Genomic DNA, 23,424 nt, shown 5'->3' on the forward strand with positions numbered 1-23,424 from the left:
TGATAACATTAATGAAAAGTATCAATAAAATTGACACATACCAAGTCCTAAAACTTCACCATCCCGGTTTTGGTAACCGTATCGCTGATAAAATGATTCTTTACCTTTTACAGATAATAATCCTACAGTCGCTCCATTGCAGACCGTATCAGCCAAGTAACATTGAATATGTTCCATAATAAAATGCCCTAAGCCCTGACCTTGATAATGGTTTTTTACCACAACATCTTGTACATAATAAAACAAAGCTCCATCACCAATAATCCTGCCATAAGCAGCTAAATTATTGTCACAATATAAGCAAACATGAAATAAAGATTGATTCAAACTGTTTTGCGCCAGTGTTGGGTCCACTTCTCCCCAACCAGCATCAGCTCTTATTTGATTAAACGCTCGCACTGATGGCGAGTTGAAACATATATTTACTTTATGTTCCTTATCATCATGGCGGACAAAATGATCAAAAGATTGCTTTAGCAGATTAAGATTCATCCAAATCACCCCGTGTTACCTATACGATAGGTTTAATGGCAAAATGTCGTTATCAACATTTAATGACTAACAAAGCAAAAAACCTAGCAAAATGCTAGGTTTTTAAAGCTAAACTGAGTTTCAGTCGAACTGAATACTGACAATATAAATTAAATTGCCATTGCTAGCTCTGCGCCTTGACGGATTGCACGTTTAGCATCAAGTTCAGCCGCTACATCAACACCACCAATCAAATGAACAGGTAACCCTGTGGCTTTCATATCATCAACCAATGAGCGATTAGACTCTTGTCCAGCACATAGCACGACATTATCTACAGCCAAAATTTCAGACTGCTCACCGACTTTTATATGCAAGCCTTGCTCATCAAATTTTTCATAACTGACGCCAGTTTTCATATTTACTTGATGTTGTTTCAATACACTTCGATGGATCCAGCCAGTCGTCTTTCCAAGGCCTTTACCCATTTTGGTCGTTTTGCGCTGCAGTAAATACACTTCTCGCTGCGGCTTATGTTGCACTGCATCAGTTAATCCACCGGCATGCTGGTACTCTTTATCGATACCCCATTGCTTTAACCATTTATCAGGCTGCAATGTTGTTGATTCTTGCTCACATAAGAAATGCGCAATATCAAAACCAATACCGCCTGCACCGATCAGGGCAACTCTTTCACCAATATAGGCTTCGCCTTTTAGCACTTGCTGATAATCAACCACTTTTGGGTTATCAAAACCTGGTAAGTCTAATGCACGAGGAACGACTCCAGATGCAATGATGACTTCATCAAATTGTTCATTAATAAACACTTCTGAATCTAAACGAGTATTAAGGCGTAGTTCGACATTATGTAATTTCATTTGATTTGTGAAGTAACGAATAGTTTCATCAAACTCTTCTTTACCCGGGATTTTTCGGGCTAAATTAAACTGACCACCGACTTCAGATTTAGCCTCAAATAGTACGACTTCATGACCACGCGATGCCGCATAAACCGAGAACGCCATACCCGCAGGGCCTGCGCCCATTACAGCTAAACGTTTTTTGTTTGTCGTAGGAGTAAAGTTGATTTCCGTTTCATAACACGCACGCGGATTAACTAAACATGTCGCTCGTTTTAACGCGAAAGTATGGTCTAAACAGGCTTGGTTACAACCAATACAGGTATTAATAAGTTCACTGGTGCCCGCAGCTGCTTTATTGACAAATTCAGCATCAGCTAAGAACGGACGCGCCATTGATACCATATCCGCCTGACCAGATGCGATGATTGATTCACCAATCTCTGGGGTGTTAATTCGGTTAGTTGCAATGAGCGGCACGGAGACTTCAGACTTAAGTTTTTCTGTTACCCATGAAAACGCACCACGGGGGACACTGGTAGAAATTGTCGGTACACGAGCTTCATGCCAACCGATACCCGTGTTAATAATTGAAACACCGGCGCTTTCTAACCATTTAGCTAATTTAACCACTTCTTCCCAAGTCGAGCCGTTATCAACTAAATCTAGCATTGAAAGTCTAAAAATAATGATGAAGTCTTTGCCTACTTTTTCACGTATAGCTTTAACGATTTCCAGTGGTAAACGGGCACGATTATCAAAACTTCCACCCCATTCATCTGTACGTTTGTTAGTACGAGAACTAATGAACTGGTTAATCAGATAACCTTCAGATCCCATCACTTCAACGCCATCATAACCGGCTTTTCTAGCAAGCTTAGCGCTATTAGCGTAATCAGCAATTGTGCCTTTTACTTGTCTGCCTGACATTTTTGATGGGGTAAACGGCGTAATAGGTGATTTTATTTTGCTTGGCGCTTGGCTAAACGGATGATAGCCATAACGACCCGCATGTAGAATTTGCATACATATTTTGCCATCCGCTTCATGCACTGCATCAGTGACGATACGGTGCTTACTCACCTGCCAAGGAAAACTCAACTGGCAAGCGTGTGGCGCTAAACGTCCACGAAAATTTGGTGCAATACCACCAGTGACAATTAATCCGCAGCCACCTGCTGCTCGTTCTTTATAAAATGCAGCCAGTTTCTCAAATCCGCCCTTTTCTTCTTCAAGACCTGTGTGCATTGAGCCCATCAGCACTCGGTTTTTTAACTGAGTGAAGCCTAGATCTAAGGGTTCTAATAAATGTGGGAACGACATTCAAACATCCTTTTTAAACAAGTGATTTAAACTAGCATACAACGAGAGTTACTTAAGCTCAATGCTTTCCAAAGGCTCTTGTTAAAAACCGTTACAATTCAATTTCCCCAAGCTGCACATAATCAGTTAGCATTACAGTATTAGAATGTTATAGGAGTGGCTATGTCCGCCAAACCATCACTTATTAAAAGAATCTTTACTCTGATTTGGAAAACCATTAACGGTATTCGCAAAATCATCCTCAACCTTATCTTTTTCGGGTTCATAGCCATCATTATTGTGGCGTTGAGTGCGGATGACAAAATTGTGGTCGAAGATCAATCAGCCTTAGTATTAAACCTTGCTGGCAGTATCGTTGATCAAAAGCGCCATGTAGACCCGATTGAAGCGGTGTTTAAACAAAGCAAAAGTAATGATCCTGAAGGTGAAGTTCTGCTTTCTGACATTATTTATGTGATTAACAGCGCAACACAAGACCCTCGAATTCAGGTCATCGTATTACAAGTGGGTAATTTACGCGCTGGCGGGATCAGTAAAATGACTGCGATTGGCGATGCATTAAATGAATTTAAAGCCGCAGGTAAATCTGTTGTTGCTTTTGGTAATTCCTATGAGCAAAACCAGTACTTTATTGCCAGCTATGCCGACAGTATTTACTTAAACAATAAAGGTGCAGTTTCCCTTGAGGGACTTAGCAGTTACCGCTTGTTTTATAAGTCCGCACTCGAAAAATTAAATGTCAGCACACATGTTTTCCGTGTGGGTACTTTTAAGTCTGCGGTTGAACCTTTCATTCGTGATGATATGTCAGCACCAGCTAAAGAGGCCTCTAGCGCATTACTTACTGATATTTGGCAAAACTACGAATCTACTGTTGCAGCTAACCGCAATATAGACCAAAACGATATTGTATTAAATCCACAACGTTTTTTAACTGAGCTCGATAAAGTTTCTGGTGATTCTGCACAGTTAGCATTGAAGATGAAATGGGTAGACGAACTTGTTTCAGATGAAGCCTTTAGATTAGCCATGGTAGAAAAAGTAGGCCAAGATACTGAAGGTGATTCATTCAAACAAATCAGTTTTTCTGACTACCATGCTGCAGTGCAACCAATACCAAGTCTTATAGAAAAAGACTCGGTGGGTATCATTGTTGCTAAAGGCAACATCTTAAATGGTAAGCAACAAGCTGGACAAATTGGCGGTGAAAGTACCTCCGCGCTACTTAAAAAAGCGCGCTTTGATGACAAAGTAAAAGCAGTAGTACTTCGCGTCGACAGCCCAGGTGGTAGTGCATTTGCTTCTGAAAAGATCAGGCAAGAAGTGATTGCGCTTAAAGAAGCTGGTAAACCTGTTGTCGTCAGTATGGGCAGTCTTGCAGCATCAGGCGGCTATTGGATTTCAGCCAGTGCAGATTATATCTACGCGACTCCTACTACCCTAACCGGTTCCATTGGTATCTTTGGTATGTTTGCCACATTTGAAAATGTGTTATCAAACTGGGGCATAAATTCAGATGGCGTATCAACGTCTGAATGGGCAGGTATTTCAGCGACTCGTGCATTGGACCCTAATGTCTCAGCCGTTATACAACGTCACGTTGAACATGGTTACCATGAATTTATCTCTCTTGTTGCCAAAGAGCGTGACATGACTCTCGAGCAAGTTGATCGTATTGCACAGGGCCGTGTTTGGTCAGGAACTCGCGCTGTCGAACTTGGTTTAGTTGATGAGCTTGGTGATATTGACAGTGCTGTAGCCAAAGCCGCAACCTTAGCCGAAATTGAGAAATTTGATACTAAGGTCATTCAGCAAGAGCTCACAACTGAAGAAATCTTTGTTCAGAAAATGCTGGCTTCAGCATCAGCTTACTTGCCTCAAGCGTCGACTCAATCACCGATACTTGAACAGTTATTTAGTCAGTGGATTTCAGTTGTTGAAGAGTTCTCAATGTTTGAAGACCCTAATGGCATGTACCTGTATTGTGAAAACTGCAATTATTAACCCTGTATCGCTAATAAGCTCAATTTAATTGCTCACTGAAAACAATTAAATTGAATATTATTCAAAAATGCCCGCTTTGCGGGCATTTTTATTGGGTTTTAATCAATCTAAGACGTATAATTTGCAGATCTGATAATATTTCCAGTGCTGAGAATCAACTTCAATGACAAAACGTTCTATATACGTCGCCTACACAGGCGGTACCATAGGTATGCGCAAAACAGACAATGGCTTTGCACCTGTGGCTGGCTTTTTAACCGATTGTGTTAAATCTATGCCAGAGTTTTATCATGAAGAAATGCCAAGCTTTGTCATTAATGAATACTCGCCGCTAATTGATTCATCAAACATGGCGCCAACTGATTGGCAATTGATTGCCAATGACATCAAAGCGAATTACGACAAGTACGATGGTTTTGTTATTTTGCATGGTACTGACACTATGGCGTATACCGCCTCTGCTTTATCTTTCATGCTACAGGGCTTATCAAAACCGGTTATTGTGACAGGATCGCAGATCCCGTTGGCACAGCTTCGCTCAGACGGTCAAACAAACCTATTAAACTCGTTATATATAGCAGCAAATTATCCTGTCGCTGAAGTTTGTTTATTCTTTAATAACAAACTCTTCAGAGGTAATCGCTCAACCAAAGCCCATGCTGACGGCTTTGATGCATTTGCATCACCTAACTTTCCGTTGCTACTTGAGGCTGGCATAAAAATAAACCTACGTGCAGGTCAAATTACCGAGCCAACAAACGAAGCGCCACTAATGCCTCTTGAAGTGATAAATATTAGCCCGCAACCAGTTGGCGTTATTACGCTTTATCCAGGTATTTCCACTGAAATTTTTGCCAATATTTTAATGCAACCCGTTAAAGCATTAATATTATTAACTTTTGGTGTTGGCAATGCACCACAAGACAAAGCATTGTTAGATACGCTAAAGCAAGCAGATGAACGTGGCATTGTTATCGTCAATTTAACCCAGTGTTTCCAAGGAAAAGTTAACATGGGCGGTTATGCTACGGGCAATGCCCTTGAGCAAGCGGGTGTAATAAGTGGATCAGATATGACCATTGAAGCAGCACTGGCAAAATTACATTATTTACTATCAAAAAATTTGACATCAAGCGAAATAAAATCTGCCATGAAGAAAAACTTACTAGGTGAGTTAACTGAGTAGAATTTACTTTTAAATTAAACTACTGTTTTATTTGCATTAAAAAGCCACATTAAATAATGTGGCTTTTTTTGTTTGCAATGTAATTACTTCACACTAAATGTCAGACTCTTTGAATTCAGCTATGGACTCGCCGCGGAATTCTTTTTTAAGTTGAGATTTAGATAGCTCGTTAATCTTGCCACCAGCACCAATCGTAAAGTGATCAGTCTGAGATAATTTACGTGCTTGATATAACATGACAACTTGTAACGTTGATTCTTTCTGCTCATCAGATAAAACGGTGCCGTCTTCCCACTTACCCGTTTCAGCCGCTGAGCGGAGTCGATGATAAACTTCTTCAGGCATGTCATCGATGACTTTATTGATATCGTTCATACGCTTTTCCGTTTGTGTAATACAATTCTTGCACGGGTTATGGTGTAGCCCACAAAACCAAATACAAAACAACCTACAGCTATATACGACTGCATTCCGGTTGCGGTTTCACCACCCCAAAACCAAATCACCACACCTGCAATAAATAAAGTTAAAAACACAAAACTATGGGTCATTAACTGATTAGATTTTTGGATGTGACTAATAACACGAACTGATTCATTATCGCCATCGGTACTCGAATGACAAAACTGACATTGTTTCGCTTTACTAGAAATACGTTTTTGACATGAAGGACATTCAATTAACGCCATAACTTGACTACTCTGTTAAATTATCAACAACGGCAAGCATTGCCACTAGCGATGCTTCACCAAGGTACTCACAACGAGCTGGAGACCAACCCACTACAGGATCAGGCAGATTGTCGTTGTCTTTAAATGGCATTTCTAACGTATTTGCTAGACATTTAAATGTGTTACCTACCCAGTTAGAGCCAACAGTTAAGTTTGCTTTTCCAGGCTCATCTTTGTCATAACCGTATTTAGTTTGAAAATCAGCACTTGCCATGCCTAATGCTGCAAGGAACTGCTCTTGTAACTTAGCCATATGTTCAGTGTAGTTTGGTGCGCCTTCACAGCCAGCAACAAACACATAAGGTAGACCCTCGTCACCGTGCACATCGTAAAATAAGTCAACGCCCGTTTCTTTCATTTTATTCGTTACATAAAACACTTCAGGGCTTCTTTCTAAACTTGGCGACTGCCATTCACGGTTTAGGTTAGTTCCTACAGCATTAGTACGTAGATGCCCTCTCACGCTTCCATCAGGATTCATGTTTGGCACAATGTAGAAGTTAGCTTTGTCTAATAAAAGTTTTGCTGTTGGGCAATCACTGTCAAGTAATTGGTTTAATAGACCTTCAATTAACCATTCAGCCATGGTTTCACCAGGATGCTGTCTTGCAGTAATCCAGATGTTTTTCTTAGCAGGATCGTTATCGCCAATTTTAAGTAAGCTCATATCGCGACCATCAAGGGTTAAGCCAAGGTTTTCTAAGCTAACTGATGGGTGTAATTGCACAGAGCTTATCAAGTCTAAGTGACGCTCGTAGCTGTATGGTGCAAAGTAAGCAATCTGAATGGCTTCACAATCTAAATCAACTTGAATGGTAAGCTTGCCATCTTGGTAGGTCGTTGGTAAACGGAACCAGTGTTGACGGTCGTAACTCGCCACTGCTTGATAATCTTCCCAACCTTTAGGGTAAGATGCAGTACCAGCATTCATAATGTTCAATGAATATGTTTGACCAATTTCACCTTCCATACGGAAGTTAAACCACTGATAAAACTCGCCGCCTTCATCAGGTCTAATCGCCAGTTGAATGTCATCGTGCTTGTCTAAATTGATAGTCTCAATGTTGCCACCATCAAAATTCGCGCTAATACGCATAGGACTTCCTTATGTAAGGTTATTATCGATTTTTATCAGTGCATCTTATCAAATGCAGTTACTCAATAAAATCAAATCTAGAACAACTGATAAACATCTGCACAATTAATCCCCTTAACAGGGTATTCCATTGCCAAACCGTCTTTGTTCCAGCTCAATATTCAGGTGTACTCTATAAAGGTATGTGATAAAAATCAGTAGAAAATCAGTTACTGAAAGTGAATTATTGGAAGTGAAAAAATAAAAAGTCAGATATAAAAATGCCAAGTATGTCTGCCATACTTGGCATTAATTCAATGTTTGTTAATTCTAGAATTTTTAATCAATTACAACAACATTAGTGAATATATATACCCATGTTACCTCAAGATGCTTTGTCAGACACAAGCTCAGATAACAATGCAAGGCGTAAGCGGAGGTAATTTTGATTCACTTTTTAAAGGTTACAACGTAGCAATGGTTTTCGAAGCAAAGGTTTTCGAAGCAATGGTTTTCGAGCTTGCGCCCCATAGGGCAAGTCAAATAGCACTAATCAGCGTTGTTATAAAATATCGATGTAGAATAACTATACTTCAATCTTATGCCTAGGGCCTGTTGATCTTTCAAGGTTGTTTTGCAGCTTGAAGTATCATGGGTATAAGTGCCAAAAACTTAAATTAGGCTTGAACTAAAGCAATAGCCTTTACCACGAACAGTGTTGATAAGCTCACGAGGTAAACATTTTTTGGCCATTTTACGTCGAGTATTGCTGATGTGCATATCAAGATTTCGGTCAAACTCACCCAGCTCTTTATGTAATACCCTCATTTGTAGCTCTGCTTTAGTAACAACTTCACCTTTGCGCTGGAACAAATATTTAAACAAACGATATTCTGTTTGAGTTAGTTTCAGATGCTGTGTGTTCAAGGTGACGGTATTACTGACATCATCAAACAACACATCATCAAAATCAGACTGATGGATTACTTTGTCACTTCTACGGCGAAGTACATTAACTCGCAGCAATAACTCTTTTACATTGTATGGTGCTGCAATATAGTCATCTGCGCCAAGCTCATATGCCTGCATACGCTCAACGTCATCATTGTTATTCGCTAAAACAATGACAGGGGTCTGGCAATGTTTAGCCATTAATAACCAAAATGAATCCATTTTAGGCACAAAATAGTCTAATAAAATTACTTCAAAGTCGTTACGTTCTATCTCAACCAGTGCATTAAAAGCATTATCAACTATTTCTATGCTATAGCCTAAAGACTCCATGTCCTGACAAAGTGCCAAACTATGAGTAAGTTGCTGGTCAATCAGTAATATTTTTTTCATAACGCTTTAATCTAAATGATAACAATTACCATTAAGATTACCACTCTAGTTAAGTTATTGCTACAGTAATTGTGTAAAGATGAGATCTTAATAACATTTATAAATAGTTCATTGTCTTACCTAAATTAATAATCAAGGTGTGTAGGGGTCGATCACATATTCGTCATCATTAGTTGAAGCGTAGTAAACTGAGGAATATACTTACATCGTTAATCGTCGATTAACTATTGCTTAATCTTTTATAGCTTCAATAGCTATAATGTAAATTTTGAATGATGTGTAACGTGAACAGCCCTAGAAAATAGGTTAATGATCGATGCGTAAACACTCTTTATGAACTAGCCCAAAATTGGATGTTGCAGTGAATAAGACTTGTGATCAAATCAACCAACTTGCTTTTAAAACCACAGAGCAAGATATTGCTAATGAAATCGCTTTTGCAGCTAAAGCAAAAGCTTTATCGCACCCTGCCCGTATCCGAATTCTCAAGATATTATTTACTCTTGATGAGCTGGGTGGCTGTTTAAGCAGTGATTTAGTTTCAGAAGTAGGACTTGCCCAATCAACGGTTTCAGAGCACATCAGAATTTTAAAAGCGGCTGGCTTTATTAGTGCTGAGCCCAAACCGCCTAAAATATGCTATCGCATTGTTCGTAGTGAGCTGGTTACATTTCAAACAAGTTTCAAAGACATTTATAGCTAATATGAATGGCAGTTTTATAGTGTGTTTTTCGCCCAGGTTAATCGCTATTCGACGATTTACGATTAAGCACTTAAAGCTTACGAACTAAAATGGTAAACCACACAAGCGATGAGCTGTTATGCCAAGCTTGAAACCGATTTTTATAACTGGAATTTATGATGAACACTGACATACAAACACTCGGGGCTAAGAAAATGAGTTTTCTTGACCGCTACTTAACACTTTGGATTTTTGTTGCCATGGCCATAGGTGTGTCTATTGGTGCGTTGTTTCCACAAGTTGAACAAATTACCGAATCACTGAGTATTGGCTCAACCAATATTCCACTGGCCATTGGTTTAATACTGATGATGTATCCACCGTTAGCAAAAGTGGACTACAAGTTATTAGGAAAAGTAACTAAAGATAAGCAAGCCATAACGCTATCGCTCATTATGAACTGGGTTGTCGGGCCAATTTTAATGTTTGCCCTCGCCTTAACGTTTTTAAGCGATTACCCAGGTTACATGGTGGGTATTATTTTAATTGGTATTGCCCGCTGTATTGCAATGGTTTTAGTGTGGAATGATATAGGTGGCGGTAATAAGGAATTGGGCGCTGCATTAGTGGCAATTAACAGTGTATTCCAAATTTTAACTTATAGTGTCATGGCTTGGTTATTTATCACCGTACTGCCACCGATATTCGGATACGAAGGCTTTGTGGTCGATATCTCAATGGCCGATATTGCCCAAAGCGTAATGATTTATTTAGGCATTCCATTTTTAGCAGGGTTTTTAACTCGTAAAATCTTAGTCGCCAGAAAAGGAGAAGATTGGTACAACACAGTATTTATTCCAAAAATCTCCCCTATAACGTTAGTTGCCCTACTCGCAACCATCGTGCTGATGTTCAGTTTAAAAGGCGACATGATCCTTGAACTACCCATGGATGTATTGCGTATTGCTCTGCCATTGGCAATTTACTTTGTACTGATGTTTTTTATCAGCTTCTTCATTGGCGAGAAGATGGGGATCCCTTACGATAAAAATGCGTCTATCGCATTCACAGCCACAGGAAACAACTTTGAACTTGCGATCGCTGTGTCAATTGCAGTCTTTGGTATCCATTCAGACCAGGCGTTTGCCGGCGTCATTGGGCCATTAATCGAAGTCCCAGTGCTTATTGCTTTAGTGAACATTGCCTTACGCATGAAAGCTAAATCTGAGCAAAAGCTGCAACAAGCCAGTTAATCAAACTTATCAAAACAAAAAGCCGGCTATTCATAATCAATGATCATAGCCGGCTTTTTATTTGCTCTATTAATACAGTCAGACAGTAAAATTATTTCGACATCATTAGCTGCTTAATGTACTTAACTGGCGCACTACCATAACTTAAGAACTGCTCATGGAAAGCTTTCAAATCAAAGTCATCACCCTGGGCAGCTTTTAACTCTTCACGTAAATCATAGATTTCACGATATCCAGAGTAATAACTGGTTAACTGAACTTGGCTTAATGTAGCACGGCGCCATTTACCTTCTGCCTCTGCACGCTGCTGAAATGCCTCATTCATCATAAGATCGAGTGCTTGTTCTTCAGTCATGCCATTCACTTGGATACTGTAATCTAAAATAGTATTGGCAATAACGCGCAAATTCCATTTGTAGTACATCAGCCAAAGTTCAGGTTCAAAATCACCGTAGCCTTCTTCAAGCATCATGCGCTCAGTGTATACAGCCCATCCTTCAACCATTGCACCATTACCAAATAAGCTTTTAACCAAGCTAGGTGATTCGTTTGAATAGACTAATTGGGTGTAATGTCCTGGAATAGCTTCATGGATATTCAGAACTTGTAAAATCCAGTGATTATATTCACGTAAATAACTTTCAGCAGACTCATCACTCATGCCATCTAACGGTGTCACATTGTAATAAGTATTAGCAGACTTCTCATAAGGGCCTGGTGCGCTGATAGATGCTCCTGCAAAACCACGCATGTATTCAGGAGTTTCACGCACGACTAATGGCTTAGATGGATCTAACGTCATCAGTTGTTTTTCATTGACGAATTTAACTAATTCAGGAATTTGCGCGCGCACTTCATCAACAAAATCTTCACGCTTAACATGCTTAACTGACAAAACATCAATCAGTTGCTTAATCGCAGCATTGTCATCTTGTGGTTTTGGCGTATCAATGTATTTAGACCATAAATCATGGGTAATTTTAGCCATTTCCGCTTGAACGCGGGACTTATCAGCCGTCGCCTTTTCAAATAATGCTTTACCTGACATACCCGCTTGAATATCAAAAGCGAACTTTTCTTCATATAGCTCTTCACCAATTCTAAAGCTACGTGAGCCCTCTTTTTCAAGCTTAGCTTCTAGCTGGGTCAACCATTCAATATGCTGATTAATCGCGTCAGTTGCTTTGGTAAAACGTTGGTTAAATAAGGCTTTATCAGCATCAGATAAACCGGACTCACTGACTTGCTGTTTAAGCTTGTCCGATAATACAGAAAATGCGCCTTTGTTTTGCATAATAGCCAGTTGTGTATGCTCAATCGTTGGGTCAACAATATTAGCTTGCGCAGCTGCGTAATAGGCAGGCACATTCTCTAAACGCTCAACCACAGATTTAAGTCTTACATCTAGGGGCGCAAAGTCTTCATTAATGATTTGCGCAAAACCACCTGCCACATTGTATTGTGATGGATTCCACTGCCAAGATTTAAAGCGCTCTTGTTGCCACTTAATACTGCCAAGTAAATTTGAAATTAATTCGTAATCGATCAATTCATTGGTCGTTAGTGCGGTTTTATCAAATGCCAGTAATTTAGCTTGCTGGGTTTCAACAAACACTAATGTCTTAGCTCGTGATGCTTCGTTTGGAATGTCTAAGTAGCCATCGTTTACATGTTTACCACTGTATAGCGCCCATGTGGGAGACCACTGCCATAAGTCATCAATAAATCCATCAGAGAACTGGTTAAAACTCGGCGCTTGAACTTGTTCAGCTGCCGTTGTGGTATCACTTGTTGTCGATGCACTATTACAACCCATTAGTGCAGCAAGCCCTAGTGCGATAGCGACTGAAATGGTGGCTTTTTTCATTGTCTGTATTCCTTTATCCCTTGAGATCATCTTAATCATGAATTTATAAAAAGGTGCTAGCTGTACTTAGATACTTGAATTAGAAACTTGGATTAGAAGCTTTAATCACAAACCTTAATACGAAACCTTAGTACGGAACCTTAATACGAAACCTTGATCTATTTTTATTGTTATTTATTTCACGTTTTTAAGCGGTTGAACATTTAGTTGTTAATCTTTTTGTGGCATAAGTAAATCATGAACTTCAATTCATTTCAGCTCAATTTAGTCTTTTGACACCTTTTGTGACAACTTATTCAGTCACTTTGAGCTAATAGATTAATTACCCATGGCACACTATGTCATCAGGCTCACCGCAAAAAGGATTTGAAATGACAACGCTACGTTACAGTTTGATTTTGAATGGTAAAAAAGCGGGTATCCCAGAGATCCGTACAGCGGTTTATGCATTAAGAGATAAAGGTTACGACCTTGCCGTTAAAGTCACATGGGAAGGGGCGGATATGCAGCGCCTAATAAAAGAATCAATCATTGCAGGTGCAGATAGAATTATCATTGGTGGCGGTGATGGCTCACTAAATGAAGCTGTTACCGCGTTAATGCACTTACAGAGTGATTATTCATTACCGGAAATTGCTGCTTTACCACTTGGCACGGCCAATGATTTTGCAACCGCTTGTCAAATCCCCACCACTATTACTGAAGCACTTAACTTTGCAATAACAGGCGACAGTTTTCCTATCGATCTGATCAGTGCTAATGATCGTCACTTTATCAATATTGCCGCTGCGGGCTTTGGCGCCCAAGTCACCGCTGAAACCCCTGTTGAGCTAAAAGATTTCCTTGGTGGCGGCGCATATACCCTTACCGGTTTAGCTAAAGCGATCGGGTTTAAACCTTATGAAGGTTCCATTACCACTGAAAAAGGTCGATTTGAAGGTAATATAGTCGTAGGTGCCATGTGTAATGGTCGCCAAGCAGGTGGTGGTCAGGTGCTAGCACCGACGGCAAAAATAAATGATGGTTTGATGGATGTTACTTTGCTTAAAGGTTTTACCCCAATAGATTTGCCCCAAGTAATTGAAGAAATAAAGACTTCGAATACCAATGGTGAATTTTGCTTTCACTTTCAATCTAAATGGTTAGAAATTGATTTCCCATTGGCCTTACCCCTAAATCTCGATGGCGAACCTTATCACTGCGAACAAGTCCGTTTTGAAGTCAAACCTAATGCAATTAAATTTGTACTGCCTAAGAACAGTCCGCTGATTTAGCCGGTTCCTGTCGCAATATTCAGTTAACAAGGAGTTTATATCATGAATCAATTGCAAAAAGCTGGTGGAATTGCAGCGCTTATGGAGGCAAGCATTTACGTATCAGCTTTCATTTTTTTTGGCGCATTCTGGGCTTATCCCATAGATGCTAACCCCGCTCAACAGTTTGCTTTTCTTGCTGAAAACCAAGTTGCCCTATCTATTGTAAATCTCATCATGTATGTATTATTCGGTGTCTTGCTAGCGATATTGGTAATGGCTATGCATCACCGATTAACAATAAACACTCCATTGCTGTCACAAATTTCTTCCGTCTTTGGGATCATTTGGGTGGGTTTGGTCATAGCCAGTGGAATGATTGCCAATATAGGGTTAGCTACGGCATTGGACTTGGCAACAAAAGACCCTGAGCAAGCAATGACAGTCTGGCGAGCTATTTATGCTGTCGTCGAAGGCTTAGGCGGGGGAAACGAGGTTGTTGGCGGTCTGTGGGTATTATTGCTGAGTGTTGCCGCTTTAAAAGGTAACGAATTACCTAAAATCCTCAATTACTTTGGCCTTTTTGTAGGCATTGTGGGTATTTTCACCATCTACCCTGCAGATGTACTGACAGAGATTTTCGGTTTAAGCCAAATCATATGGTTTTCTTGGCTAGGGATAGTATTGTTGAGTAGGTCTAAGAGTTAGTCATCATTGAGTGAAGTGAAGTGAAGTGAACTTATTTTAAGTTGAGAAGTGCGCTCTTCGTCAAATGCTAAGGCCGCACTATTAAACTGTATAATATCAAAAAAGATACCCAATTGATTTGCAGCCTTGAAAGAGTGATAATCAGCAGGTTTTCGTTATTAAATGTATAGAAAGCAAGAATAAAGCGGTACAGAGTATATAACAAATGCCCGCTTAGTCGCTCTTAAAGGTGCAGGTTACGTATTTTGACGTTTACCTATACAAACTAAACTTTTTGGTGAATTCCCGAAAATTTCAGTATAACCAAATAAGCACACACCGAGATATTCTAAATCTGCTTCTTTAGTTTCATTGGTCCTTTGCTGTTGTGCTAAAGAGCCACCTTCAATCATCGAACTGGTAAAGTCTGTAAACTTAATATCTCGACTTATGGCTTCCTCGCGCACTTTACGAAGTTTATTGGAGTTATCCGCTTTTAACACAATAAAAGGATAATGAGATAAGTTCGGGTGAAAATTCCCATCCATGTCATGGTAATCAATATACTGAGTTTCACTATCATCTAGCTGACTTGCAAGACCTACACTCAAGTGACCTAAAACATTCAGCGACCTGCCAAGTTCCATCTTTTTACTCAAAACCGCTATGAATCGTTTCTGACTTTCATCTGGTAAATTTGACATAACATTTCCTTGTTCAAACCTCGTTTAGAGGTATTTAACTAGCCTTACTCAAATATGATTGAACTTTGAAATAAACCACTCGTAAATTCTGTTCTTTCATTTTTTATAAATTGATGCAATTTCAATACTTGATATTTATGTATTCCATTGTCCTTCCTCGCACACCCTTAACTGGTAATACTAATAAGAAATGGCAATAATCGATAGATGGCCATTAACAATTTTGCTTCTTCGCTTTCAACAAACTCTTGCTTATCCCAGAATTAGACGACCCTTGTTATCCATTTTTTAAGTTTTTTTAGATAACAGACTTAACTGACAGTGCTACTTTTCTAATCCCGTGGGATGGTGCCCACCTTCTAAACTCGATAAAGCCTTGTTTATTATATAAATTATTTGTTGATACATTTACTACAGCAGTTTCTACAACAGCTTCTGAAAACTCAATTTTTTCTAGAACAAAGCTTACCAATTTAACACAAAGTGAAATGAAATTTTAAGATAACATACCAATAATCAAAGTGGCCAAGTTTATAGCAAGAGAATAAAACTGTTTGAAGGTTCAAAATCTATGCTAAAGAAACGATGACAGTATTTAGATTTCTGGCAATATTTTCGCTGACGGCTAGGCTGAGCAAATAGGAATGTTTTCTAGGGTAAAGTACAAGAAGTGATCATAGTCATTAGGCAAATCATTTTTAGAAAACAGACTTATGACAAATACATTAAGAGATAGACAATAGAAACTGATAATTAAAAACAGATAGATAGAAACAAATAGATAGGAACAGATAAACAAAAAATATTTTGAGAGAAAATTTGGCGGTGACGGAGAGATTCGAACTCTCGAAGGGTTGCCCCTTACACACTTTCCAGGCGTGCTCCTTCAGCCACTCGGACACGTCACCATTTCAAATTTTTATCTTGTAGCAATTCTCACAAACGCCAAATACTGATTAGTCAATTTAGATATTGATATCAAGATGTTCGTGAACGGACGGTACTTTACGCAAATGCGCATAGTGGGTCAAGAGAAAATCCCCTATTCCCATTCTATTGCGCATTTGCTGCTCAAAATGGTTTCAAACTGAGGTGATTAACGTTGTTTATGCCATCAAGGTTGGGAACAAGCCTTTTAAGCCCGCTGCTACAACCTCAATGCCTATGGATAACATCAGAAGACCCATCAGACGGGTAATGACGTTAATACCTGTGGTACCTAATATTTTAAAAATCACAGGTGCAAGTCTAAATAAACCAAAGCTCATGAAGCCAAAGACCACCACCGTTATCGACATACCGATTAAATCGACCATCTTATTATTATCAGATCCAAATACAATCACCGAACTAATGGCTCCTGGGCCTGCCATTAATGGCAATGCTAATGGCACAACTGCCACTGACTCCATCCCTGACGCTTCACGATCTTCTTCTTGATTTCGCTTTACTGGGCTTAATTTACCTTGCAGCATCGACATTGCAATGATTGCAATCAAGCTACCACCAGCGATTCTGAACGCTGACAGTGAAATACTGAACATATTTAAAATATGCTGACCGATAAATATCGTCACCAATAAAATCACGACAACCGCAAAGTTAGCGACTTTCCCTGTATGGTTCCGTTCGACCTCTGTTTGGTGACTGGTCAAGCTTACAAAAACCGGCAATAAACCCACCGGGTTAATGATGGCAACCAGTCCTAAGAAAAACTTAACGTAAAGCATGAAATCCACAAGCAAATCCTCAAATTATATGGTTTTGTGGCCCAAAAAATAATCGCGCAACTTTACTGATTATTTGCTTTTTATCAAATGAGATTTTTTAAAACTTTGAGCCAGTTAATAAAAAATCTAATCTATGAATATATTCGCTTTTTCGAATTAGATTTACTTATGAAAAAGTATGCCTTGAATCACATTTCTGCCTTCATCCTTCATTTTCCACTCTTGTACCAAATAAACAACGAAGCACTCACTGTGAAATTTAATTTCAATTTAAGCCAAAAATTATTATTTTTGAGCCTACAGAGTGCAACATTTGTTATAATATTTCTCTTTCTGAATATAAATTACTGTTTAGCTTTTGTTTTCATTTTATTCAATACAGTACATTGAGGTTTCCCATGGGTAAACGAAATAGAATCAGCCAAAAAAACGGTCAACGCAAAATTACTGGCTCTAGAAGAAGGTTAGCTTATTTTCTATGGATAACAAAAACCGGACATAAATGCCCGCCTACCGAGCTTAAAATAGCTGACGATAATAGCTAAAACTCAAACGCTATTTAACGACTCTATGATTAAGCTGTAAGATCCACTTTATAAAATCAGACAAAAAAAAAGAGATGCTTATTAGCATCTCTTTTTGTTTAATCAGACGTGTTGGTATAACTATTTTTTCTCAGTCCAACGATCCATCCAACCAAGTACGTTTTTGTACCATTGTTGCAAGTTATCTTGGTTCAGAATCCAATGGTTCTCATCTGGGAACATTAATAGTTCTGATGGGATATCGTTACGCTGCATGTAAGTAAACGCAGCTAAGCCTTGTCCATAAGGCACACGGTAATCTTTTTCACCGTGGATCACTAGCATTGGCGTTTTCCAGTTTTCAACATAATTTACTGGGTTAAACTTCTCATACAGTTCTTTGTTTTCAGTGTAAGTACCACCGAACTCATACTCTGGGAACCATAATTCTTCAGTTACGTGATACATAGAACGCATATCAAATAAACCAGCATGGTTAACTAAACACTGGAAGCCGTCACTCCAATTACCTTGGAACCAGTTCATCATGTAACCACCGTACGAACCACCTAATGCACAAGCGTTATCAGTATCTAGCCATTTCTGTTGCTGACCAACTGCTGCTAAGCCTTTTTGTAAATCTTCTAAAGGCTTACCGCCCCAATCTTTTGAGATTGAATCAGTAAATGCTTGGCCATAACCTGTAGAACCATGGAAGTCGACCATTACTACGCCATAACCTGCACCAGCCCAAAGCTGCGCATTCCAACGTCCACTAAATGAATTGCCAAACGATCCTTGTGGGCCGCCGTGAACTAAATAAGCAACAGGATACTTTTTACCAGACTCATAGTTAGCAGGCTTGATCCAGTAACCATGTACTGTCTCGTTGTTCCAGCCTTTAAAGTTAAACTGCTGGAATTCGCCAAATTGAATCTCGGCAAGCTTTTCTTCGTTTACGTTAGTTAAACGGGTTAGGTTTTCACCTTCCAAACTGATTTTGTATAAATCACCCGGTTCTACTAATGACTTGTTACTGAAAATAATACTTGAGTCAGTGACTGCCACTAAGCTGTTGCTGCCATCATTATAGATAGGACGCACATCACCAAACTGAGTGTTAACTTCAAAGATGCTGACTTGACCGACATCTTGCGCAGTGACATACAAGGTACGGCCATCATCGCTAAAGGTGAGTGAATGTGGGCTGCGATCCCAAAGTGGTGCCACTTCTTTTTCAGCACCTGTCACAGTGTCACGTAACATAATACGATAACGATCTGCTTCAAAACCAGGTTTGCTCATCGCTAAATATGCTAATTGACGGCCATCTTTTGAATAGGTTGGCTGTGCATCCCAAGCTAAGTTCTCTTCAGTTAGGTTTTCAGCTTCACCACCAGTTACTGGCACTTTCCATAAATCGTAATTAGTGGTCCAAGCTTGATCTTTACTTGGTGCTTTCGCGCTATAGACAATGTGTTTACCATCAGCTGTGAATGTGACTTCTTCCATACCAGAAAACGGCTTTGGCGGAGTTTCAGTATCTAAACCAAAAGTGACATCAACGACTTCAGTGACAGGCTTACCATTTAATTGACCGACAAATAAATGATTACGAGCATGGTCTTCCCATGTATCCCAATGGCGAACCATCAACTGCTTGTATTCACGGCCTGTAGTCTTTTTGTTTTCTTCTTCTGCAATACGGTCAACAGTACAAGCTAAGTCTTTGCACTCAGGAAAGACGCGCATGTTCATCACAACTTGTTTGCCATCATTTGATAACTTATAACCATTAACGTCTAACGGTAAGTCTGTGACCTGTAAAGCTTCACCGCCTGATAAAGACAGGTTATAAAGCTGGCTTGAACCATCGCGAGCAGCAAGGAAATAAATAGATTTATCGTCAACACTAAAGTTAACGTCATGCTCAGTGCCTTTATGCGAAGTAATTTGCACTGGCTTAGCATTTTTATTGGTCAAATCCAGTAAATATAAATCTGAGCTACTGTCGCCCTGCTCATCAATGTGTTTAACCGCATAAACTAATTTGCTGCCATCATTTGATACTGCAGCTGAATGTAATTTATTTAAGTTAACTAACTGCTGTACATTAAATGGGGTTTTAGTTGGCTCTGCTGCTTGGACAGAAAGCGCTAAGCCTGCTGTGGCAAGCGCGAGTAATAGCGAGGATTTTTTCATTTGATGAAGTTCTCTTGTTATTTTTGTGTTTTTTATGGCAATCACACCGCTTATAACATTCAATAAATTCCTAACGGGATCACACGCTAATGTGGCTCTGTTAGATTAGCGTTGTCGAACTGAAAGCAGTGTGTTTAAAAATTACTGCTAAGCACAGTACCCAAACAAAAACGCTCAGGCAATAGAGTGAATCAAAAAAATGAGTCAATCTATTTCTGAGCGTGATTTTTTAGTCAATTTGTGCGTTTATACGGCAATAACGCCCATATAATACTGACTTGTTTTTATAACTAATTAGCCTTTAGCGTTAGCAATATTGACTTTCCATATTGCAGGACCCGTTTCATGAGCATTAATACCTTGAGTATCAACAGCTACAGTTACTGGCATATCTTGCACATCAAATTCGTAAATCGCTTCCATACCTAAATCTTCAAATGCGACAACGCGCGACTTTTTGATTGCTTTAGATACAAGGTAAGCTGCGCCGCCCACTGCCATTAAGTAAACCGCTTTGTGCTTCTTAATTGACTCAACAGTCTGTGGTCCACGCTCTGATTTACCAATCATGCCCATTAACCCTGTTTTTTCGAGCATAAGATCAGTGAACTTATCCATACGGGTAGCTGTTGTAGGGCCAGCTGGGCCAACAACTTCATTACCTACAGGATCGACTGGGCCAACGTAGTAAATAAACTTACCGGTAAAGTCGACACCATCAGGTAAACCTTCGCCAGATTCGATTAGCGTTTGAATACGTTTATGTGCTGCGTCACGGCCTGTTAGCATTTTGCCGTTTAGCAATAAGGTATCGCCACTCTTCCAAGTTTCAATTTCAGCTTGGGTGACGTTATCTAAATCGACGCGATGGGTGTTTTCACCCGCTTCACGAGTGATCTCAGGCCAATCAGCTAATGATGGTGGGCTTAAATCCGCAGGGCCTGTGCCATTTAAATGGAAGTGAACGTGACGAGTCGCTGCACAGTTAGGGATCATCACAACAGGTTTAGATGCCGCATGAGTCGGTACAGACTTCACTTTAATATCTAAAACTGTTGTTAATCCGCCTAAACCTTGTGCACCAATACCTGTGCTGTTAGCACGTTCAAAAATATCTAAACGTAACTTTTCTTCTGTGGTTTCAGCACCGCGCTCCATTAACTCATGGATATCAACAGGATCCATTAACGATTCTTTTGCTAACACTGCGGCTTTTTCAGCAGTGCCGCCAATGCCTATGCCAAGCATTCCTGGTGGACACCAGCCAGCGCCCATTGTCGGCAAGGTTTTTTCAACCCAAGCTGCAATGTCATCTGACGGATTTAACATCACCATTTTAGATTTGTTTTCGGATCCACCGCCTTTAGCAGCAATCATCACTTCAACATGGTCACCAGGTACCATATCAATGTGTACGACAGATGGTGTGTTATCACGGGTATTTTTACGGGTACCAGCAGGGTCAGCAACAATCGATGCACGTAACGGGTTATCAGGGTTGGTATAAGCTTGACGAACACCTTCATCAACCATCTCTTGAACCGTCATATCAGTTTTATCCCACTGAACGGCCATACCGATTTTAACGAAAGTGGTTACAATCCCAGTATCCTGACATAAAGGACGTTTGCCTTCTGCCGACATACGCGAGTTGATCAAGATTTGGGCGATTGCATCTTTGGCAGCAGCACTTTCTTCACGATCATAGGCTTTTGCCATCGCATCAACGAAATCTTTTGGGTGGTAATAAGAAATATACTGCAGCGAATCAGCAATACTTTCGATAAAATCAGCTTGCTTAATCACGACATTCGCAGAAGAATTTGTAGACATATAGGGGCGCTCCAGCAGCCATTGCGGCATAACTTGTTTTATTTTTATATGAATACAAGATTGAGTTAGAACTGAAAATGTATCTTAATCAGTTAATTCAAAATTACATTCAATTAGCTATTAATCCTTTCAGGGACAATATGATACTCTTTCCAGCCTTTTTGGGCTACATGACATTTTAAATAGGTGTATTAATGGGACAGTTGAGCCAAGACTCTCTTGCTATAACAAAGCTAAATTGGGCATTAGACACCCACACAGTTTTCAGCGTGGTGAGCGATCAACCCTGGGCAATGTTATTGGATTCAACTCAAACCCTACATCAAGATGCCAATTTTGACATCATAGTGTTTAGCCCAATTGCCACCCTTGTCAGTGATGGGTCAAGCATCGACTGTTCAATAGTACCTACAAGACAAACTCAATCTGATATCAACTCCTCAGCTACTATTACTCCAACTGCCACTGCTAATGTTTTTGAAACACTGCAAGCAATGCAAAGCAAACTTTTTCCAACCCAGTTTGATTGTAAGCTGCCATTTAGTGGCGGCTCAGTGGGTAGTTTTAACTATGATTTAGGCCGAGTCATTGAAAACTTGCCCCAACAAGCCATGAAAGATATTCAATTACCTGATATCAATGTCGGTTTTTATGACTTTGCTTTATTATTTAGCCATCAAGAAAAATGCTGGTATGCCACGCATTATCTTGGCGAGGAGGCACTAAAGCTTGAGGTGAAAAAATTTGAAGCAAAACTAAATATAGTTAAACTCAATGAAGCTAAACTAAATGTAGCTAAACTAGACGAAGCACAAAATACCAGTAAGCAATCTCATCCAAACAATGTATTTAAACTCACCTCGACTTGGCAAAACCAAACCACAAAAGCGCAATATCAGCAAAGATTTGAGCAAGTTCAAACCTATTTACATCAAGGTGATTGCTATCAAATCAACTTAACTCAGCGATTTAATGCCAGCTATGAAGGCTGTGAATGGCAAGCTTATTGCGCTTTATCAGATGCCAACAAAGCCCCTTTTTCAGGTTTTATACGTTTAAAAAATCATTGTATTTTATCAATATCCCCTGAGCGGTTTATCCAGCTGACTGACGATAAAGTCTCTACAAAACCTATCAAAGGCACGTTACCGCGCGGTAAAACGCCGCAAGAAGATAATGCCAATGCCGTTAAGCTTAAAGCATCAGAGAAAGATCGCGCCGAAAACGTGATGATTGTGGATTTACTGCGTAATGACATCAGCAAAGTCGCTACTGCGGGTTCTGTGAACGTGCCAAAGCTATTTGATATTGAAAGCTTCCCTGCTGTGCATCATTTAGTCAGTACAGTGGAAGCCACCCTTGCTCCTCAATATGATGCTGTCGATTTATTAAAAGCGGCCTTCCCTGGTGGTTCAATTACTGGCGCACCTAAAATCCGCGCGATGGAAATTATCGAAGAGTTAGAGCCATCAAGACGAAATATCTATTGCGGGAGTATTGGTTATATCAGCCAAGATGGTCATATGGACACGAGCATCACCATCCGCACATTAGTCACCGAAAACAATACAATCTATTGCTGGGCTGGCGGCGGTATTGTAGCTGATTCCGATGTGGATGCTGAGTATCAAGAAACCTTTGATAAGGTCAGTAAAATTTTGCCAGTGCTTGAGCAGGTTAATCAATAACCTT

18 protein-coding genes and 1 tRNA gene are annotated in these 23,424 nt (G+C 39.8%); 7 read left to right on the forward strand and 12 right to left on the reverse strand.

Features of this window, described 5'->3' with window-relative positions:
• Positions 1-21 precede the first annotated feature (21 nt).
• Positions 22-492, reverse strand: coding sequence for a GNAT family N-acetyltransferase (locus tag LMH66_RS04760; protein ID WP_229368754.1), 471 nt, complete (start codon positions 490-492; stop codon positions 22-24).
• A 149-nt stretch (positions 493-641) separates the two neighbouring features.
• The gene (locus tag LMH66_RS04765) at positions 642-2,657 is read right to left on the reverse strand and encodes an NADPH-dependent 2,4-dienoyl-CoA reductase (protein ID WP_102527500.1); all 2,016 of its coding nucleotides are present in this window, start codon (positions 2,655-2,657) and stop codon (positions 642-644) included.
• Positions 2,658-2,819: 162 nt separating this feature from the next.
• Between LMH66_RS04765 and sppA the strand changes: the two genes are divergently transcribed.
• Both sppA and ansA read left to right on the forward strand, forming a co-directional pair.
• Positions 2,820-4,661 (forward strand): signal peptide peptidase SppA, encoded by a 1,842-nt coding sequence (gene sppA / locus LMH66_RS04770; RefSeq protein WP_229368755.1) that lies wholly within the window; start codon positions 2,820-2,822, stop codon positions 4,659-4,661.
• A gap of 163 nt (positions 4,662-4,824) precedes the next feature.
• A complete protein-coding gene (gene ansA / locus LMH66_RS04775; RefSeq protein WP_229368756.1) occupies positions 4,825-5,847 on the forward strand; it encodes an asparaginase in 1,023 nt (340 codons plus the stop codon).
• A 93-nt stretch (positions 5,848-5,940) separates the two neighbouring features.
• Here ansA and LMH66_RS04780 read toward each other — a convergent pair whose 3' ends face one another.
• The 4 genes from LMH66_RS04780 to LMH66_RS04795 form a co-directional block, all read right to left on the reverse strand.
• Positions 5,941-6,222: a YeaC family protein gene (locus LMH66_RS04780; RefSeq protein WP_102527503.1), complete on the reverse strand. Its 282-nt coding sequence runs from the start codon at positions 6,220-6,222 to the stop codon at positions 5,941-5,943.
• Complete coding sequence (locus LMH66_RS04785; protein WP_102527504.1) at positions 6,219-6,536, reverse strand: zinc ribbon domain-containing protein; 318 nt, start codon at positions 6,534-6,536, stop codon at positions 6,219-6,221. The genes LMH66_RS04780 and LMH66_RS04785 overlap by 4 nt, the downstream gene beginning before the upstream one ends.
• Before the next feature lie 7 nt (positions 6,537-6,543).
• Entirely contained in the window at positions 6,544-7,674 is a 1,131-nt protein-coding gene (locus LMH66_RS04790; protein WP_229368757.1) for a M14 family metallopeptidase, read from the reverse strand.
• Positions 7,675-8,325: 651 nt separating this feature from the next.
• Positions 8,326-8,997 carry a response regulator transcription factor gene (locus tag LMH66_RS04795; RefSeq protein WP_102527506.1) on the reverse strand — a complete coding sequence of 224 codons (672 nt, stop codon included), beginning with the start codon at positions 8,995-8,997 and terminating at the stop codon, positions 8,326-8,328.
• Positions 8,998-9,358: 361 nt separating this feature from the next.
• Between LMH66_RS04795 and LMH66_RS04800 the strand changes: the two genes are divergently transcribed.
• On the forward strand, positions 9,359-9,700 hold the full coding sequence (locus LMH66_RS04800; RefSeq protein ID WP_102527507.1) for an ArsR/SmtB family transcription factor: 342 nt from the start codon (positions 9,359-9,361) through the stop codon (positions 9,698-9,700).
• 158 nt (positions 9,701-9,858) lie between these two features.
• Positions 9,859-10,932 carry an ACR3 family arsenite efflux transporter gene (arsB, locus tag LMH66_RS04805; RefSeq protein WP_229368758.1) on the forward strand — a complete coding sequence of 358 codons (1,074 nt, stop codon included), beginning with the start codon at positions 9,859-9,861 and terminating at the stop codon, positions 10,930-10,932.
• Positions 10,933-11,023: 91 nt separating this feature from the next.
• On the opposite strand, the gene LMH66_RS04810 is transcribed toward arsB, so the two are convergent.
• Positions 11,024-12,799, reverse strand: coding sequence for a DUF885 domain-containing protein (locus LMH66_RS04810; RefSeq protein WP_229368759.1), 1,776 nt, complete (start codon positions 12,797-12,799; stop codon positions 11,024-11,026).
• A 371-nt stretch (positions 12,800-13,170) separates the two neighbouring features.
• On the opposite strand from LMH66_RS04810, the gene yegS reads away from it, so the two are divergent.
• Both yegS and LMH66_RS04820 read left to right on the forward strand, forming a co-directional pair.
• Complete coding sequence (gene yegS / locus LMH66_RS04815) at positions 13,171-14,073, forward strand: lipid kinase YegS (protein WP_229368760.1); 903 nt, start codon at positions 13,171-13,173, stop codon at positions 14,071-14,073.
• Between the two features lie 42 nt (positions 14,074-14,115).
• Positions 14,116-14,760, forward strand: a complete 645-nt coding sequence (locus LMH66_RS04820; RefSeq protein WP_229368761.1) for a hypothetical protein — start codon at positions 14,116-14,118, stop codon at positions 14,758-14,760.
• Positions 14,761-14,996: 236 nt separating this feature from the next.
• Here the strand turns inward: LMH66_RS04820 and LMH66_RS04825 are convergent, their stop codons facing one another.
• From LMH66_RS04825 to LMH66_RS04845, 5 genes are all read right to left on the reverse strand, one after another.
• Entirely contained in the window at positions 14,997-15,443 is a 447-nt protein-coding gene (locus LMH66_RS04825; RefSeq protein WP_229368762.1) for a DUF2000 domain-containing protein, read from the reverse strand.
• An 820-nt stretch (positions 15,444-16,263) separates the two neighbouring features.
• Positions 16,264-16,351: transfer RNA gene (locus LMH66_RS04830), tRNA-Ser, on the reverse strand.
• A 198-nt stretch (positions 16,352-16,549) separates the two neighbouring features.
• On the reverse strand, positions 16,550-17,182 hold the full coding sequence (locus LMH66_RS04835) for a YchE family NAAT transporter (protein WP_229368763.1): 633 nt from the start codon (positions 17,180-17,182) through the stop codon (positions 16,550-16,552).
• A gap of 656 nt (positions 17,183-17,838) precedes the next feature.
• Positions 17,839-19,899, reverse strand: a complete 2,061-nt coding sequence (locus LMH66_RS04840; RefSeq protein WP_153915238.1) for an alpha/beta hydrolase family protein — start codon at positions 19,897-19,899, stop codon at positions 17,839-17,841.
• Between the two features lie 294 nt (positions 19,900-20,193).
• On the reverse strand, positions 20,194-21,732 hold the full coding sequence (locus tag LMH66_RS04845) for a fumarate hydratase (protein ID WP_229368764.1): 1,539 nt from the start codon (positions 21,730-21,732) through the stop codon (positions 20,194-20,196).
• Positions 21,733-21,926: 194 nt separating this feature from the next.
• Here LMH66_RS04845 and pabB point away from each other — a divergent pair, with 194 nt between their 5' ends.
• Complete coding sequence (gene pabB, locus LMH66_RS04850) at positions 21,927-23,420, forward strand: aminodeoxychorismate synthase component I (RefSeq protein WP_229368765.1); 1,494 nt, start codon at positions 21,927-21,929, stop codon at positions 23,418-23,420.
• Positions 23,421-23,424 lie beyond the last annotated feature (4 nt).

This window comes from Shewanella sp. 10N.7, assembly GCF_020806285.1.
GTDB classification, from domain to species: domain Bacteria; phylum Pseudomonadota; class Gammaproteobacteria; order Enterobacterales; family Shewanellaceae; genus Shewanella; species Shewanella electrodiphila.

Bases quoted from the DNA above. Each gene is read 5' to 3' on its own strand.
- LMH66_RS04760 (WP_229368754.1), bottom strand. From the start codon at position 492: ATGAATCTTAATCTGCTAAAGCAATCTTTTGATCATTTTGTCCGCCAT.
- LMH66_RS04765 (WP_102527500.1), bottom strand. From the start codon at position 2,657: ATGTCGTTCCCACATTTATTAGAACCCTTAGATCTAGGCTTCACTCAG.
- sppA (WP_229368755.1), top strand. From the start codon at position 2,820: ATGTCCGCCAAACCATCACTTATTAAAAGAATCTTTACTCTGATTTGG.
- ansA (WP_229368756.1), top strand. From the start codon at position 4,825: ATGACAAAACGTTCTATATACGTCGCCTACACAGGCGGTACCATAGGT.
- LMH66_RS04780 (WP_102527503.1), bottom strand. From the start codon at position 6,222: ATGAACGATATCAATAAAGTCATCGATGACATGCCTGAAGAAGTTTAT.
- LMH66_RS04785 (WP_102527504.1), bottom strand. From the start codon at position 6,536: ATGGCGTTAATTGAATGTCCTTCATGTCAAAAACGTATTTCTAGTAAA.
- LMH66_RS04790 (WP_229368757.1), bottom strand. From the start codon at position 7,674: ATGCGTATTAGCGCGAATTTTGATGGTGGCAACATTGAGACTATCAAT.
- LMH66_RS04795 (WP_102527506.1), bottom strand. From the start codon at position 8,997: ATGAAAAAAATATTACTGATTGACCAGCAACTTACTCATAGTTTGGCA.
- arsB (WP_229368758.1), top strand. From the start codon at position 9,859: ATGAACACTGACATACAAACACTCGGGGCTAAGAAAATGAGTTTTCTT.
- LMH66_RS04810 (WP_229368759.1), bottom strand. From the start codon at position 12,799: ATGAAAAAAGCCACCATTTCAGTCGCTATCGCACTAGGGCTTGCTGCA.
- yegS (WP_229368760.1), top strand. From the start codon at position 13,171: ATGACAACGCTACGTTACAGTTTGATTTTGAATGGTAAAAAAGCGGGT.
- LMH66_RS04820 (WP_229368761.1), top strand. From the start codon at position 14,116: ATGAATCAATTGCAAAAAGCTGGTGGAATTGCAGCGCTTATGGAGGCA.
- LMH66_RS04825 (WP_229368762.1), bottom strand. From the start codon at position 15,443: ATGTCAAATTTACCAGATGAAAGTCAGAAACGATTCATAGCGGTTTTG.
- LMH66_RS04840 (WP_153915238.1), bottom strand. From the start codon at position 19,899: ATGAAAAAATCCTCGCTATTACTCGCGCTTGCCACAGCAGGCTTAGCG.
- LMH66_RS04845 (WP_229368764.1), bottom strand. From the start codon at position 21,732: ATGTCTACAAATTCTTCTGCGAATGTCGTGATTAAGCAAGCTGATTTT.
- pabB (WP_229368765.1), top strand. From the start codon at position 21,927: ATGGGACAGTTGAGCCAAGACTCTCTTGCTATAACAAAGCTAAATTGG.